The organism is Leclercia sp. UBA1284 (assembly GCF_002308415.1).
In the GTDB taxonomy this organism is placed as follows: Bacteria; Pseudomonadota; Gammaproteobacteria; order Enterobacterales; family Enterobacteriaceae; genus Enterobacter; species Enterobacter pneumoniae.
Genome location: NZ_DBUS01000006.1, coordinates 2,099,664 through 2,114,817, shown reverse-complemented (window position 1 = coordinate 2,114,817; position 15,154 = coordinate 2,099,664). Strand labels below are relative to the sequence as shown.

Genomic DNA, 15,154 nt, shown 5'->3' with positions numbered 1-15,154 from the left:
CTGAAATCGCCTCTTTAACGCACTTGTGCGTCGTCGATTTTCTCGTCTGCCTTCCAGAGGCGGTACTTCACGTCGATATTTTCCGGGGTATAGACCACAATCGGCAGCTTGCTGTTATAGCGCAGCAGGCTGTGGTCGCCGAGGTATGCCGTAACAAATTTCTTGGTTTTCTTGCCGTCCGGACAGGCCATCATCGTTGAGACCGGTGAAGTAACGTTATCGAAGCGGTAGTAGTCGTAACCCCAGCCTTCCAGCGTTTTTTGGGACACCTCGCCGCCCAGTCGGTGCTGATTGCAGTCCACTTCCAGCGTCTTACCAATCAGCAGTTCGACTTTGTACTGCGCCTCATCCTTCTGCTCCGGCAGCTGGATCACCTGACGTTTCATCCCTTTTTCGGCCTGCGGGAAAGGGGTCAGAATATCATTGCTGGCAAAAGCGCTGGTACAGGTGGCCGCCAGCAGGGCGATAGCAATCTTCGGTACTTTTTTCACAATCATTCCTTTTGTTCAACGATCGTGGCAAGCGTAGCATATTGAACCTTCACTGACAGGGTTATTTACTTAAATTTTCTGTTTAACCGGTTTAATCAGCTGGTTGTTTGCTTATTGTTTAGTGTTAAATGCTAATATGGCGTGACCGGCAAGATCGTGGTAGGGTTAGCGGCAATCATGGTTATTCATCTGTAAAGGAAAGAGCGATGGTACGCGCAAAGCTTAACACCCCGTCGGGCAGAAAATTTCTTCTGGCATTGTTGGTGGTATTTTCAATTGCGGTGGCCTGCGTCGGCCGCGCGACCATCGTTGGTGTCATTGAACAGTACAATATCCCACTCTCTTCGTGGACGACCAGCATGTTTGTTTTGCAGTCGGCCATGATCCTCGTCTACAGCACCGTCTTTACCGTGTTGCTGGCCATCCCGCTGGGGATTTTTTTCCTCGGTGGCAGTAATAAACAGTAAGCCCCGCACGGTAATACGCCAGACCAGCCCACGGGCTGGTTTTTTTTACCTCTGAAAAACGTGCCTGATGAATTAACGATACCCGGTCGCGTTTCCAAATCTCACCCTTTTGGCTTGTTCACTCTGGTAAGCGGCGTCGTCTTCTGGCGCGGGCATCATCCGGGAAAGCTGGGGGGGCGGGGTAGACCTTTCAGATCGGGGCGCTTAAACCGCTGGTAACGCTCGTTTACCTGCTGCGTAGGCCGCCAGAATTGGTCTCACTCTGAGCGAGGGAGCCTCGCCATCGACGCCAGGGTTTGTTACAGGCATAAAAAAACCAACCGTAGAAGGTTGGTTTCTTTGGGATTTTTGGTCGGCACGAGAGGATTTGAACCTCCGACCCCTGACACCCCATGACAGTGCGCTACCAGGCTGCGCTACGTGCCGACACTGGTAGCTAATACTACTCAATTTACGGTCTATTGCAAGCGCCCTGACCGCTAACTGATTTAATATTAATCAGTTAGCGATGAAGCGTTTCTCATCGGTCAATACCTGCAGCAACAGGCTGAGCTGCGGTTTCTGATCGTTGATTCTTTCGCCCTTCAGGGTATAGGTCTTATAGGTGCCGTTGCTATTCAGCACCAGCGACAGATTTGGCGTCATCACGGTCAGCGTATTGCCGTCTGCGGCGGTCACCCAGTCATGACGACGCGTCGCGCTGAACAGATCCTGCCCCTGTGAGTACTCGTTAGCTGGCGTATTCACATGCAGTAAGCGCTGCATCAGCGTGGTCATCACATCTTTATGATCGGTAAGCCTGTTGATGCGCTGGGAAGGTGTGCCCGGCCAGTGAATAACCAGCGGTACCTGCAGGCGAGGGCGAGACCACTCCATGCTGTCGCGATCGCTACCCAGTGCCACGCCATGGCCCGCCGTGATCACCACCACGGTGTTTTCCAGCTTGCCAGACTCGCGTAAGGCGTTCAGCACACGGGCAATTTGAGCATCGACCTCACCAGCCGCGCGCGCGTAACGCTGGTTAAAGCCCTTCTGCTGACTGTCGTCGATTGCGGTGCCGTTCAGGGCGACCCACGAGAACCAGCGGTTATCTTCCTGCGCATAACGCTGCAGCCAGTTAATCCACTGCCCGGCGGTTTGCGCATCAGTTTGCGTTTTGGCGGTAGGCAGAGAGAAATCGGACAACAGCGCCTGGCGATAGAGCGGACTGCTAAAGCCGTCTGAAGAGAAGAGTCCCAGCTGATAACCCTGCTGATTCAGCGCGGTGATCAAGGCCGCAGGGATGCGCGCCGACAGGACGCCGTCCATATAGGCAGGCGAAATCCCGTAGAACAGGCCAAAGATCCCCGCATCCGTCGAATTACCGGCACTCATATGCTGCGTAAAGTTAATGTTCTTATCCGCAAATTCGGCCAGCGTCGGCATCTGTTTTTCGAAGCGCGAGTAGTTCAGGCCGTCGACGGTAATCAACAGCACGTTCTGGCCCTGGCCCATATCGCGGAAACGCAGCGGGCTGAGCGGATACTGCACGGATACCGCTTCCGGATTGCCCTGCTCGACAAGACGGCGCTGATACTCCTGCGCATCCAGCAGACCGTGTTTTTCCAGAAAGCGTCGCGCGGTCATCGGATAAGAGAGCGGCAGGTTGGCGCGCTGCATCGTGACCGGACGATAGAAGTTGGCATCAGCCCAGATATACATAACGTGTGAGCTGATAAAAGCGACGAAGAAGAGCGCCGCAATGGGTTTGGCGTAATGACGGCGACGCGTCAGGCTACGTAGTTTCTGCCAGCTCCAGGTGGCAAAAAGCATCTCAATCATCAGGATGATAGGCGCGCTGATAAACATTAGCTGCCAGTCACGCGCGGTTTCGTTCTGGTCGGGGTTAATCACCAGTTCCCAGACGATGGGATTGAGATGCAGGTGGAAACGGGTAAAGACTTCGCTGTCGATTAACAGCAGCGTCATGCCTACAGTGGCCAGAATCGCGGAGATAAACCGCATAAGCCGCTGCGACATGACAACGAAGGTCAGTGGAAACAGAATCAGCAGATAGGTGGCGAAAACCAGAAAGCTAAAATGGCCAATGACGCTGATCCAGGAGTAAATCCGCCCGGCCAGCGTGGTTGGCCAGTCGGCTACAAACAGATAGCGGCTGCCAAGCACCATCGCCAACAGAATGTTGAACAGGGCAAACCAGTGCCCCCAGCTTACCATCTGGGACACTTTTTCGCGGTAGCGCTGACGATTCGTCACCATAAGCTGTCGTTCGTTTCCCTTAGTGTGCCGGGTCGTCGTTAACCGAGGACTGCAACGCCTGTGCGAAGGATTTCGCAATGGCCTGACGTTGAGCCGGAGCAACGCTGGTATTAATCAGGTTGGTCACCATATTCCCCAGTACCATCAGGGAAAGGTCGGTTGGCGTTTTGTGTTTTTCCAGTACGTTAACCAGCTCACTCAGAAGCTGTTCTACGTGTTCGTCACTGTAGCGGGAATGTTGTGGCATAAATCAAAATCATTTCGTTGATGAAAGGGCAACATAGTACCGTAGCAACAGCATTTTTTCCCCTTTTTTATCTTCTATTGCGCACATGCGCAGGGGATGGTTGAATACCGCCCGGTCTAACAGGAGAGTTTATCATGAGTCTGGATATCAACCAGATTGCGCTGCACCAGCTTATCAAGCGTGATGAGCAAACCCTTGAGCTGGTGCTGCGCGATACGTTACTTGAACCGACGCCAACCGTCGTGGACATGATGGCGGAGCTACACCGCGTCTATAGCGCCAAAAATAAAGCTTACGGCATGTTCAACGAAGAGAGTGAACTGGCGCAAAGCCTGCGCTTACAGCGTCAGGGCGAAGAGGAGTTCCTCGCCTTTAGCCGGGCGGCGACCGGACGCCTGCGCGATGAGCTGGCAAAATATCCTTTTGCTGACGGCGGTATCGTGCTGTTCTGTCAGTACCGCTACCTGGCGGTAGAGTATCTGCTGGTCACGGTGCTGAACAACTTAAGTAGCATGCGCGTAAATGAGCAGCTGGACATCAGCTCGACCCACTATCTGGACATCAATCATGCCGATATTGTGGCGCGTATTGACCTTACCGAGTGGGAAACCAATCCGGAATCCACACGCTACCTCACCTTCCTTAAAGGGCGGGTAGGGCGCAAAGTGGCCGACTTCTTTATGGATTTCCTCGGCGCCAGCGAAGGGCTTAACGCCAAAGCGCAAAACAAAGGCTTGCTGCAGGCGGTGGACGACTTTACCGCAGAGGCGCAGCTCGATAAATCCGAGCGTCAGACCGTGCGTCAGCAGGTGTACACCTACTGCAACGAACAGCTGCAGGCGGGGGAAGAGATCGAACTTGAGTCGTTATCGAAAGAGCTGGCGGGCGTCAGTGAAGTGAGTTTCCAGGAATTTACGGCTGATAAAGGTTACGAGCTGGAAGAGAGCTTCCCGGCGGATCGCAGCACCCTGCGTCAGTTGACCAAATTCGCCGGGAGCGGCGGCGGGCTGACGATCAACTTCGATGCTTTGCTGCTGGGTGAGCGCATTTTCTGGGACCCGGCCACGGATACCCTGACGATCAAAGGTACTCCGCCAAACCTGCGCGACCAGCTTCAGCGTCGCACCTCCGGCGGCAAATAAGCGCCATAAAAAAACCCCGCAGAGCGGGGTTTTTTCATTCAACTTGTCAGCGATTACGCGCGAACGAAGTCGATGTGAGACAGTTTTGGCTTGAACGGGTGACGCTGCACCGCCTGAGCTTTAACTTTCTCTTCTTTACCGTCAACAACGATAGTCAGAACTTCGCTGTAGAACTCAGCTTTGTTCTGCATGTTCCACACTTTGTCGTGGTCCAGTTCGATTGCGACAGGAGCAGCTTCGCCGCCATAGATGATGGCCGGGAATTTGTTAGCTGCGCGCAGGCGGCGGCTCGCACCCTTACCCTGCTCTTTACGTGCTTCTGCATTGATAGTGAACATTGATTTCTCTCTGTATATAGATCCTGCTACAGGCGACCCAGCAGCAGGCAGGTGTTCTGCTTCACGGATGTGAGGCGGGCGGCATTTTATACGTAATCAGCGCTGACATCAATGAAAACTCCCTTTAGCCACGCAATTCATTCGCCCGGCGGTAGCGCCCTTCGTAGTCAAACACCTTCTCGCGCACCTGCCAGAACTGCCCTTTTTTGCGGGCCACCACAAAATCCGGATGGCGAAGCAACGCCTGCTGGTGAAGGATATCCCCGGCGGTGATCCAGCGCAGGGGCACCCCTGGCGTACGGGTATGCGGACGGATAAACAGCTGTTCGAAAGCGGTACGCTGGGCGGGTGTGTGCAGACGGAAGCGCTCACTCACATCGGCACCGTCTTCATCGTAATAGGTGATTTTTAACCACTCGCCTTTCTCATCCGCCCCCAGGGCCAGCACCATGCCGCTACAGCGCAACACCAGCGCATCTTTCAGCTTCAGCGCCGCTTTTAACATATCGTCCGGATCGACCAGCACCGTATCGCACTCGCGGCAGCGGCGGGCAGCAATGTCGTTTTCAGCATTGCATTGCGGACAATTTTTGAAGCGGAAACGATAATCGCACTGCTCGCGATGGCCGTCGTCATCCTCCAGCCAGCCCTGACAGCGCCGGCCAAAATGTTCAATAAGGGTGCCGTCGGCCGTTGTCTTTCCCCAGAAGGTATTGGCGAAGCCGCATCCCGGGCAAAATACCTGCACCGGAACGTTGTCACTTTTGCCTTTTGGCGTACCCACTTCCGGGGCATACAGGTCGTGGGGGTTGCCGGCGTAATCCAGAATCAGGCAGTCGGTTTTACCCGGGGACAGACGCAACCCCCTGCCGACGATCTGCTGATACAGGCTCACCGATTCGGTAGGGCGCAGAATCGCAATCAGATCCACGTGAGGAGCATCAAAACCGGTGGTCAGGACCGCTACGTTCACCAGATAGCGAAACTGCTGCGCTTTGAAGGCTTCAATTAAGCGATCGCGTTCGCTGCCCGGCGTTTCACCGGTGATCAGTGCCGCATCGTCAGCGGGCAACAACCCGGTGATTTCACGGGCGTGTTCCACGGTGGCGGCAAAAATCATCACCCCTTTGCGGGTTTCGGCAAATTCCATTATCTGGCTGATGATGTGCGGGGTAATACGATCCTGTTTTTTGAGTTCGCGATTAAGATCCGCTTCGCTAAACAGGCCATTACTCTGCACCTGCAGGCGGCTAAAGTCGTACTGCACCACCGGCATATCCAGCCGCTCAGGCGGGGTGAGGTAACCGTGCTTTATCATGTAACGCAGGGGTAACTCGTATATACAGTCGCGAAACAGCGCTTTGTCTGTGCCGCGCACCATGCCGTGATAGTGGAAATGATAAATCCAGCCTTTGCCCAGACGGAACGGCGTGGCAGTTAATCCCAGCAGCCGAATCGAGGGGTTAACGCTTTTCAGATGGGCAAGGATCTGCTGATACTGGCTGTCGTCGTCATCGCTGATGCGATGACACTCGTCCACGATCAACAGCGAAAATTCGCTGCGGAATTGATCCAGATTACGCGCCACCGACTGCACGCTACCAAACACCACTTTGCCGTGGCTCTCTTTACGCTGCAGACCGGCGGCAAAGATATCCGCCTCAAGACCGAGGGCCAGGTACTTGGCATGGTTCTGCGCCACCAGCTCTTTCACATGCGCCAGCACCAGCACGCGCCCGCGCGCCAGCCGGGCCAGTTCGGCGATAACCAGGCTCTTGCCGGCCCCGGTAGGGAGCACAATGGCCGCCGGTTCTTTATGCTTGCGAAAGTGGGCGAGGGTCGCGTCAACCGCTTCCTGCTGATAGGGGCGAAGAGTAAATGTCATGGGATCTCAGTTTGGTTATCTCGCATATAGTATGCCACGAAACTTTTTCCCTTGAGTGGCGCAGATAGCCCGTTATACTGGCTTCTTCAGACTGCCTCTTTTCCGGATGTGTTGTCCGGCTCCTGGCACCATTAAGGCTAAAAATACTTCATGCGACTTGATAAGTTTATCGCTCAGCAACTCGGCGTAAGCCGCGCTATTGCCGGGCGTGAAATTCGCGCCAGCCGCGTTACCGTGGATGGCGATATTGTGAAAGATAGTGCGTTCAAACTCCAGCCTGACCATCAGGTTGAGTACGACGGTAATTCGCTGACTCAGCAGAATGGCCCGCGCTATTTCATGCTCAATAAACCGGAAGGTTATGTCTGCTCCACCGACGATCCGGATCACCCGACCATTCTCTATTTCCTTGATGAGCCGATGGCGCACAAGCTACACGCCGCCGGGCGTCTGGATATCGACACTACCGGACTGGTGCTGATGACCGACGACGGTCAGTGGTCGCACCGCATTACCTCACCACGCCATCATTGTGAAAAGACGTATCGGGTGATGCTGGAATCGCCGGTGAGCGATAATACGGCGGAACAGTTCGCGCAGGGTGTACAGCTGCATAATGAAAAAGATCTGACCAGGCCGGCCACGCTCGAGGTGATCACACCGACCGAGGTGCGCCTGACCATCAGCGAAGGGCGTTACCATCAGGTGAAACGTATGTTCGCCGCGGTGGGTAACCACGTGATTGGTTTACACCGGGAGCGTATCGGCGCCATCGAGCTTGATGATGATCTGGAACCCGGTGAATACCGCCCGTTAACGGATGAAGAAATTGCCAGCGTTGGCCTGGCTCCACGCTAATCCAGGAGTTTATTGTGACCAACAGGCCACACTCGTCATTTAGCATTGTCTTTATCCTTGGCCTGCTGGCCATGCTGATGCCGCTCTCTATCGATATGTACCTGCCCGCACTGCCGGTCATTTCCGAGCAGTTCGGCGTACCGGCAGGCAGCGCGCAAATGACCCTCAGCACCTATATTCTCGGCTTTGCCGTGGGGCAGTTGCTCTACGGGCCGATGGCCGATAGCCTGGGGCGCAAACCGGTTATCCTCGGCGGTACCCTGGTGTTTGCCGGTGCGGCTGTTGCCTGTGCGCTGGCACAGACCATTGACCACCTGATTGTCATGCGTTTCTTCCACGGGCTGGCCGCCGCCGCTGCCAGCGTGGTGATTAATGCCCTGATGCGCGATATCTACCCGAAAGAAGAGTTCTCGCGCATGATGTCCTTCGTCATGCTGGTCACCACCGTGGCGCCGTTGATAGCGCCGATGGCGGGTGGGGCAGTGCTGGTCTGGTTTAGCTGGCACGCTATCTTCTGGATCCTGGCGCTTGCGGCGCTGCTGGCGTCGGCAATGATCTTCTTCTTTATCAAGGAAACCTTGCCGCCTGAACGTCGGCAAAAGTTCCACATCCGCACCACGCTCGGCAACTTCGCATCGCTGTTTCGTCATAAGCGGGTGCTGAGCTATATGCTGGCCAGCGGATTCAGCTTCGCGGGGATGTTCTCTTTCCTGAGCGCCGGGCCCTTTGTTTACATTGAACTGAACCACGTCTCACCGCAGCATTTCGGCTACTACTTTGCACTAAACATCGTCTTCCTGATTGTGATGACGCTGATCAACAGCCGCTTTGTCCGCCGCGTTGGAGCGCTGAATATGTTCCGTGCCGGGCTGTGGATCCAGTTCGCCATGGCAATCTGGATGGTGGTGACGGCATTCTTCGATGTGGGCTTCTGGTCGCTGGTGGTGGGCGTGGCGGCGTTTGTCGGTTGCGTCTCCATGGTCTCGTCGAACGCGATGGCGGTCATTCTGGATGAGTTCCCGCACATGGCGGGCACGGCGTCGTCGCTCGCCGGGACCTTCCGCTTTGGCATTGGCGCCATTATCGGTGCGTTACTGTCGATGGCCACCTTCAACAGTGCCTGGCCGATGCTCTGGTCCATCGCTTTCTGTGCGACGGGCTCCATTCTTTTCTACCTCTATGCCAGCCGACCCAAAAAAACGGTTAAATGACGCACAAAAAAGGGTTCCACAGGAACCCTTTTTTGACACATATCAACCAAAACGTTCATCCCGGTCTCCTTGTTTGTTTCTTTTATGTAAAATCTATTTATGTAAAAAGTCACATCGTTGTAGTTAAAAAGGTTGAGTTAGATCGCAGAAACGGGTACATATAGCGCCGTTGCGAACCTGAAACTCATACAAAAAGCCCTGAGAAATAAGACGCTAACGCCGATGATATCTGGCTGTAACCGCTTTCTCACTAAAAACAGGGCAGGTGAGTAATGATGTGTTACTATAAATGTAAATAGATTGTGAAGTATATTTTGCTTCCGGGGAACAAACGTGGATACATTACAGCTCTCCATCGTCCATCGCTTGCCGCAGAGCTATCGCTGGTCGGCGGGTTTCGCAGGTTCGAAAGTTGAACCGATTCCGCAAAGCGGGACGAACTGCGATAACTGCCTGGTGGCGCTTAAATTGCTCAGTCCGCAAGACGAAAACGCGTGGCCGGTAATGGAAAAGCTCAGCCAGGCGCTGACGGATATTGAACTCGACAGCTCCGTGCTGGAGTGCGAGGGCGAACCCTGCCTGTTCGTGAAAAGTCAGGACGAATTTGCCGCCACCTGCCGCCTGAAAAATTTCGGCGTAGCCATTGCTGAGCCGGTGTCTGGCCAGAATCCTTTCTGAGTGTCAACGTAACGCCAATAGCTGGCGGGTATATGCCTGCGTCGGCGCGGCAAACACGCGCTGACACTCTCCCTGCTCGACAACCTCTCCCTGACGTAAAACAATAACCTGATGGCAAAGCGCCTGCACGACCTGCAGGTCATGGCTAATGAAGATATACGCCAGCCGATACTGCTGCTGAAGATCTTTCAGTAACGCCAGAATCTGCGCCTGCACGGTGCGATCCAGCGATGACGTCGGTTCATCAAGGATGATTAGCTCCGGTCGTAGGATCAAGGCGCGGGCAATGGCGATACGCTGTCGTTGACCGCCGGAAAAGGCCCCTGGATAACGTTGCCGGGTTTCGGGATCCAGCCCCACCTCGCCCATTACCCGAATCACCTCGGATTCTCGCTGCGCCGGGGTGAGCGCAGGCTGGTGTACGCGTAACCCCTCTTCGATAATCTGCAGGACATTGAGTCGCGGGTTGAGTGAGGAGTTGGGATCCTGGAAAACCACCTGCATTCGATGGCGCAACGGAAGCATCTGACGGCGATTGCGGTCATGCAGCGTCTTACCATCGAAAGTCATCTCACCTTGCGAGGTAATCAGCCGCAGTAGCGCCAGCCCGGTGGTGCTTTTACCGGAACCAGATTCCCCCACCAGCCCCAGAGTTTCACCTGCACGAAGGGTAAAGCTGACCTTGTTCAGCACCCGTTTGCTATCCACCTCCCGGCGTAAAAGACCCTTACGTATCGGGAAGGCCACCGACAAATTATTTACGGTGAGTAGCGTCGGGGCATTTTCTGCCAGCGGAACAGGGCCGCCAGCGGGTTCACTATCAAGGAGTCGTTGCGTGTAGGGATGTTGCGGAGCACTAAACAGGGCAGGGGCGCTGTTCTGCTCGACGCAACGCCCGCTTTGCATCACCGCGACCCTATCGGCAAGCTTTTTAACGATGCTGAGATTGTGGGTGATAAACAGCAGGCTCATGTTCAGCTCGTCGCGCAGTTCCCGCAGCAGTTGCAGGATCTGCGCCTGTACCGTGACGTCCAGCGCCGTGGTGGGTTCATCGGCAATCAGCAGTTCAGGGCGGGTGAGCAGGGCCATGGCAATCATGACGCGCTGGCGCTCTCCTCCCGAGAGCTGATGCGGGAAGTCAGAGAGCCGTTTGGCCGCGTGACGAATGCCGGTGCGCTCCAGACAGTCGAGCATCTCGCCGCGCGCGGCCTCTTTACGCATCCCCCGATGCAGAGAGAGCACTTCATACAGCTGTTTTTCAAGGGTATGCAGTGGGTTGAGCGAGACCATCGGCTCCTGGAAGATCATCGCGATTTTATTGCCTCGCACGCCGCGCAGGGTACGTTCATCGGCATGCAGCAGTGACTGCCCCTGAAAGAGAATATCGCCCTGCGGATAGATGGCCGGTGGCGAAGGCAGCAGGCGCAGCACTGAGAGGGCCGTAACGCTCTTCCCCGAGCCGGATTCACCCACCAGCGCCAGCGTTTCTCCCGGATCGATATGCAGCGAGAGATCGCTCACTACCGGACGCGTTTCGCCCTGCTGACGAAAAGCGATGGAGAGGTTATCAATATGCAGAAGGGGCTGCGTCATGTTACACCGCCTTGTTAGGGTCGAAGGCATCGCGTACCGCTTCGCCAATAAAGATCAGTAACGACAGCAGCAATGCCACCGAGATAAACGCGGTGATCCCAAGCCATGGCGCCTGTAGGTTATTTTTGCCCTGCAATAACAGTTCCCCCAGCGATGGCGATCCCAGCGGCAGGCCGAAACCGAGAAAATCGAGAGAGGTCAGGGTAGTGATGGAGCTGCACATAATAAACGGCAGGAAGGTGAGGGTAGCCACCATCGCATTGGGCAGAATGTGGCGGAAAATAATTCCCCGATCGCCCACGCCCAGCGCCTGCGCGGCACGGATATAATCAAAATTACGGGTACGCAAAAACTCAGCCCGTACTACGCCGACCAGCGCCATCCAGCCGAACAGCACGGTGATGGCGAGTAACCACCAGAAATTCGGCTGCACTACGCTTGAGAGCAGAATGATCAGAAACAGGGTCGGCATGCCCGACCACACCTCAATAAAACGCTGTCCCCAGAGGTCGATTTTGCCGCCGTAATAGCCCTGAAGGGCGCCCGCCAGTATCCCCAGAACGCTAGAGAAAAGGGTCAATAGCAGGCCGAACAGAATCGAGATGCGGGTGCCATAGAGAATGCGAGCCAGTACATCGCCGCCGTTGGCATCGGTGCCTAACCAGTTCTCACTGGAGGGGGGAGAAGGAAAGGGACGGGTAGTGGCAAAGTTAATGCTGGTGGCGCCAAAACGAACCGGCGCCCACAGCGCCCAGCCGTGGTTATCGAGCTGCGCGCGTAGCCACGGATCCTGATAATCTGCCGGGGTGGCGAACGGGCCGCCGAAGTCGCTCTCACTGTAGTTATTTATCGCTGGCAGATACCAGCGGTCGTTAAAATGGACCAGCAGTGGCTTGTCGTTAGCCACCAGTTCAGAGAACAGGCTCAGAATAAAGATCACCGCAAAGATCCACAGCGACCAGTATCCGCGGCGGTTGTGGCGAAAACGGGCCCAGCGGGCCTGGTTTATGGGGCTTAGGCGTAGCATCAGCGGCCCTCAAAATCGATGCGTGGGTCGACCAGCGTATAGCTGATATCACTGATGATATTCAGCAGCAGGCCTATCAGGGTGAAGATATAGAGCGTGCCGAACATCACCGGGTAGTCACGGGAGAGCGTCGCTTCGTAGCCCAGCAGGCCGAGGCCGTTCAGGGAGAACATCACCTCTATGAGCAGCGAGCCGGTGAAGAACATGCTGATAAAGGTGGCCGGAAAACCGGCGATGACCAGCAGCATGGCGTTGCGAAATATATGCCGCCACAGAATTTTGCGCTCGCTCACCCCTTTCGCCCGGGCGGTGACCACATACTGTTTGCGGATCTCATCAAGAAACGAGTTTTTGGTCAGCATGGTGAGCGCGGCGAAGCCGCCAATGACCGTGGCCAGCACCGGCAAGGTGATATGCCAGAGGTAATCCGTCACTTTCTGGTACCAGGGCAGAGAGTCAAAGTCCGCCGAGACCAGCCCGCGCAGCGGGAAAAGGTCGTAATAGCTGCCTCCGGCAAAGAGGACAATCAACACCACGGCGAAAAGGAAGGCCGGAATAGCATAGCCGATAATGATAAAGGTACTGCTCCAGGTATCGAAACGGCTGCCGTTATAGACCGCCTTGCGAATACCCAGCGGGATAGAGACCAGGTAGATAATCAAGGTACCCCATAGCCCCAGCGTGATGGAGACGGGCAGACTCTCCTTGATCAGTTGCAATACCGAGGCGCTGCGGAACAGGCTATTACCAAAATCGAAGCGCGCGTAATCCCACAACATTTTGAAATAGCGTTCATGCAGCGGTTTATCGAAACCGTAGCGCTGAGTGATCTCGGCGATCACCTCCGGATCGAGGCCGCGTCCGCCGCGATAGTGACTGTCACTGATATTACCCACGCCGGTACGGGCATGGCTGGCGCGCATCCCTTCGCCACCCCCACCGGGCAGGCTGTTGCTGCTACCCATTTCGATAGCGGCTATGGCCTGATCCACCGGACCACCGGGGGCAATCTGCACGATAAAAAAGTTGATGGTGATGATGGCCCACAGGGTGGGGATCACCAGTAATAAGCGACGAATCAGATAAGCGCCCATAACATTCCTTACCGTCGCTCGGCGGGTAATTTCGCCGCTTTGTTCACGTCATACCACCAGTTTTCAAAACCGAGGGCGTAAACCGGACGTACCGCCGGGTGAGAGAATTTGTCCCAGCTGGCGACGCGATCCTGTGCCATATACCACATAGGCAGCATGTAATAGTTCCATGTCAGAACCCGGTCGAGCGCCCGCCCGAGCGGCAGCAATTTCTCTTTATCGCCCTGGGCGTCAATGATCCGGGCGATAAGCGCGTCGAGGGCCGGGCTTTTTACTCCCGGGGAGTTATAGGTGGAGTCGATATATGCCGAAGCCCAGGAGAGCTGCAGATCGGAGCTTGGCCATGGCATCGCCCGCCACAGGCGCGGCATCATATCGTAATCGCGGCTACGCATACGGTTAGTGATTTGCGAATTATCGACCTGGCGAATCGTCATCGTCACGCCCAGGCGTTCGAGATTGTGCTGGAACGGCAACACCCACTGATTATTGCCGCCGGAGGGAAGGAGCAGCTCAAAGGTGAGCGGTTTCCCGGTCTGGTTATTAACGCGTTTCTGATTTTTCAGCGTCCAGCCTGCCTCATCCAGCAATTTACTGGCTTTAAGCAGGTTGTTACGATCGTAGCCGTCGCCCTTTGACACCGGCGGCTGATAGACGGAGGTAAAGACCTCGGGCGGGATTTCACTCTTGAGCGGAGCGAGCAGCGTCAGCTCAGCGGCGTCCGGATACCCTGTTGCGGCGTACTCCGTATTTTGAAAATAGCTGTTCACCCGGCTGTAGGCACCGTAGAAGAGCGCTTTATTCATCCATTCAAAGTCGAAGGCGAGGGTAATGGCTTCGCGCACGCGTCGGTCGGTAAAGACGGGGCGCTGGATATTAAACGCCAGCCAGCGGGTGTCCTGCGCCGAATCGCTCTTAAACTCATCTTTAACGATATAGCCGCGCTCGAAATTTCTGCCGGTGTAGCGGGTGGCCCAGTTTTTGGCGCTGCTCTCAAGGCGCATATCAAATGCCCCGGCCTTGAAGGCCTCAAAGGCGACATTATCGTCCAGATAATAGTCATAGCGCAGGGTGTCAAAGTTCCAGCGGCCGCGGTTAACAGGCAGGTCGGCGGCCCAGTAATCTTTTACCCGTGACCAGATGACATACTGCCCCATACGCCAGCTGGTAATGCGATACGGGCCGCTGGCCAGCGGCGGCGTGGAAATAGGATCGCTGAGTTTATGATTTTTCCAGAATTTCTCTGGCATCACCGGCAGGGAGAAGAGGCTCAGCATATCCTCTTTATTGGGCTTCGCCAGCTCAATACGCACCGTAAGCGGCGCGATGGCTTTAACGGTGGTGCCTTTATAGACCAGTCGGAACTGGGGGACCCCTTCAGTCATAAATTTATGAAAGGTAAACTCGACGTCACGGGCGCTGACCGGTGTCCCATCATGAAAGCGCGCTTTCGGATTGATCGTAAGCTCCACCCAGGAATAATCATCAGCGTAGCGTGCAAACTCAGCGACCAGAGGATAGTAGCTGCCGGGTTCATCGTCCGAGGTGGTGAAGAGGGGATCATAAAGTGATTCAGTGCGTTCGGCGGCCACGCCGCGCAGAGCATAGCGGTTGAAGTTATCAAAGGTACCGATAACGGAAAGGGTAGCCTTTCCCCCTTTTGGCGCCGCCGGGTTGACGTAATCGTAGTGATCGAAATTGATGGCGTATTTCGGCTCGCCGATGACGGCGAACGCGTAGCTCTCTTTGATGGTCTGCGCCTGACAGAATCCACTCAGCGCTACAAGCAGTAGCATCATTACGCGCAATATCATTCCGCTACGCATTCCTTATTATTAGCTGGCCACCCGATGATCATTGAATA

The 15,154-nt window shown here is 55.3% G+C and carries 14 protein-coding genes and 1 tRNA gene; 5 read left to right on the top strand and 10 right to left on the bottom strand.

All coding sequences use genetic code 11. The features are described from left to right. Positions 1 to 14 precede the first annotated feature (14 nt). A complete protein-coding gene (eco, locus tag B3511_RS13410; protein ID WP_286782788.1) occupies positions 15 to 491 on the bottom strand; it encodes a serine protease inhibitor ecotin in 477 nt (158 codons plus the stop codon). A gap of 206 nt (positions 492 to 697) precedes the next feature. On the opposite strand from eco, the gene B3511_RS13405 reads away from it, so the two are divergent. Further along, positions 698 to 958, top strand: a complete 261-nt coding sequence (locus B3511_RS13405; RefSeq protein ID WP_040074749.1) for a DUF2534 family protein — start codon at positions 698 to 700, stop codon at positions 956 to 958. A gap of 349 nt (positions 959 to 1,307) precedes the next feature. Here B3511_RS13405 and B3511_RS13400 read toward each other — a convergent pair. The 3 genes from B3511_RS13400 to B3511_RS13390 form a co-directional block, all read right to left on the bottom strand. Then, positions 1,308 to 1,384, bottom strand: a tRNA-Pro gene (locus B3511_RS13400). Positions 1,385 to 1,456: 72 nt separating this feature from the next. After that, the gene (gene yejM / locus B3511_RS13395; RefSeq protein WP_040074751.1) at positions 1,457 to 3,217 is read right to left on the bottom strand and encodes an LPS biosynthesis-modulating metalloenzyme YejM; all 1,761 of its coding nucleotides are present in this window, start codon (positions 3,215 to 3,217) and stop codon (positions 1,457 to 1,459) included. Between the two features lie 19 nt (positions 3,218 to 3,236). Beyond that, positions 3,237 to 3,464: a YejL family protein gene (locus B3511_RS13390; protein WP_040074752.1), complete on the bottom strand. Its 228-nt coding sequence runs from the start codon at positions 3,462 to 3,464 to the stop codon at positions 3,237 to 3,239. A gap of 134 nt (positions 3,465 to 3,598) precedes the next feature. On the opposite strand from B3511_RS13390, the gene yejK reads away from it, so the two are divergent. After that, positions 3,599 to 4,606 (top strand): nucleoid-associated protein YejK, encoded by a 1,008-nt coding sequence (gene yejK / locus B3511_RS13385; protein WP_040074754.1) that lies wholly within the window; start codon positions 3,599 to 3,601, stop codon positions 4,604 to 4,606. 53 nt (positions 4,607 to 4,659) lie between these two features. Here the strand turns inward: yejK and rplY are convergent, their stop codons facing one another. Together rplY and B3511_RS13375 are read right to left on the bottom strand one after the other, a co-directional pair. Further along, positions 4,660 to 4,944 carry a 50S ribosomal protein L25 gene (rplY, locus tag B3511_RS13380; protein ID WP_040074755.1) on the bottom strand — a complete coding sequence of 95 codons (285 nt, stop codon included), beginning with the start codon at positions 4,942 to 4,944 and terminating at the stop codon, positions 4,660 to 4,662. Positions 4,945 to 5,068: 124 nt separating this feature from the next. After that, entirely contained in the window at positions 5,069 to 6,829 is a 1,761-nt protein-coding gene (locus B3511_RS13375) for a DEAD/DEAH box helicase (RefSeq protein ID WP_286782784.1), read from the bottom strand. Between the two features lie 150 nt (positions 6,830 to 6,979). Here B3511_RS13375 and rsuA point away from each other — a divergent pair, with 150 nt between their 5' ends. The 3 genes from rsuA to B3511_RS13360 all read left to right on the top strand — a co-directional run bounded on the left by rsuA (position 6,980) and on the right by B3511_RS13360 (position 9,576). Then, positions 6,980 to 7,687, top strand: coding sequence for a 16S rRNA pseudouridine(516) synthase RsuA (gene rsuA, locus B3511_RS13370; RefSeq protein WP_040074757.1), 708 nt, complete (start codon positions 6,980 to 6,982; stop codon positions 7,685 to 7,687). Between the two features lie 14 nt (positions 7,688 to 7,701). Then, positions 7,702 to 8,898 (top strand): Bcr/CflA family multidrug efflux MFS transporter, encoded by a 1,197-nt coding sequence (locus tag B3511_RS13365; protein ID WP_046884717.1) that lies wholly within the window; start codon positions 7,702 to 7,704, stop codon positions 8,896 to 8,898. A gap of 333 nt (positions 8,899 to 9,231) precedes the next feature. Next, positions 9,232 to 9,576 (top strand): YejG family protein, encoded by a 345-nt coding sequence (locus B3511_RS13360; RefSeq protein WP_040074760.1) that lies wholly within the window; start codon positions 9,232 to 9,234, stop codon positions 9,574 to 9,576. A gap of 3 nt (positions 9,577 to 9,579) precedes the next feature. Here B3511_RS13360 and yejF read toward each other — a convergent pair whose 3' ends face one another. The 4 genes from yejF to B3511_RS13340 are packed head-to-tail and all read right to left on the bottom strand — an operon-like array spanning position 9,580 to position 15,104. Next, positions 9,580 to 11,169, bottom strand: a complete 1,590-nt coding sequence (gene yejF, locus B3511_RS13355; protein WP_286782781.1) for a microcin C ABC transporter ATP-binding protein YejF — start codon at positions 11,167 to 11,169, stop codon at positions 9,580 to 9,582. 1 nt (position 11,170) lies between these two features. Then, positions 11,171 to 12,196, bottom strand: coding sequence for an ABC transporter permease (locus tag B3511_RS13350; RefSeq protein ID WP_233801635.1), 1,026 nt, complete (start codon positions 12,194 to 12,196; stop codon positions 11,171 to 11,173). Beyond that, positions 12,196 to 13,290, bottom strand: coding sequence for a microcin C ABC transporter permease YejB (locus B3511_RS13345; RefSeq protein WP_040074763.1), 1,095 nt, complete (start codon positions 13,288 to 13,290; stop codon positions 12,196 to 12,198). The genes B3511_RS13350 and B3511_RS13345 overlap by 1 nt, the downstream gene beginning before the upstream one ends. 8 nt (positions 13,291 to 13,298) lie before the next feature. Further along, a complete protein-coding gene (locus B3511_RS13340; protein WP_286782779.1) occupies positions 13,299 to 15,104 on the bottom strand; it encodes an extracellular solute-binding protein in 1,806 nt (601 codons plus the stop codon). Positions 15,105 to 15,154 lie beyond the last annotated feature (50 nt).

What these genes read in the sequence shown, in the direction of transcription:
- B3511_RS13345 (WP_040074763.1), bottom strand. Translation starts at nt 13,290, where the DNA reads ATGGGCGCTTATCTGATTCGTCGCTTATTACTGGTGATCCCCACCCTG.
- B3511_RS13405 (WP_040074749.1), top strand. Translation starts at nt 698, where the DNA reads ATGGTACGCGCAAAGCTTAACACCCCGTCGGGCAGAAAATTTCTTCTG.
- rplY (WP_040074755.1), bottom strand. Translation starts at nt 4,944, where the DNA reads ATGTTCACTATCAATGCAGAAGCACGTAAAGAGCAGGGTAAGGGTGCG.
- B3511_RS13340 (WP_286782779.1), bottom strand. Translation starts at nt 15,104, where the DNA reads ATGATATTGCGCGTAATGATGCTACTGCTTGTAGCGCTGAGTGGATTC.
- yejK (WP_040074754.1), top strand. Translation starts at nt 3,599, where the DNA reads ATGAGTCTGGATATCAACCAGATTGCGCTGCACCAGCTTATCAAGCGT.
- B3511_RS13375 (WP_286782784.1), bottom strand. Translation starts at nt 6,829, where the DNA reads ATGACATTTACTCTTCGCCCCTATCAGCAGGAAGCGGTTGACGCGACC.
- B3511_RS13350 (WP_233801635.1), bottom strand. Translation starts at nt 12,196, where the DNA reads ATGCTACGCCTAAGCCCCATAAACCAGGCCCGCTGGGCCCGTTTTCGC.
- yejF (WP_286782781.1), bottom strand. Translation starts at nt 11,169, where the DNA reads ATGACGCAGCCCCTTCTGCATATTGATAACCTCTCCATCGCTTTTCGT.
- B3511_RS13390 (WP_040074752.1), bottom strand. Translation starts at nt 3,464, where the DNA reads ATGCCACAACATTCCCGCTACAGTGACGAACACGTAGAACAGCTTCTG.
- yejM (WP_040074751.1), bottom strand. Translation starts at nt 3,217, where the DNA reads ATGGTGACGAATCGTCAGCGCTACCGCGAAAAAGTGTCCCAGATGGTA.
- rsuA (WP_040074757.1), top strand. Translation starts at nt 6,980, where the DNA reads ATGCGACTTGATAAGTTTATCGCTCAGCAACTCGGCGTAAGCCGCGCT.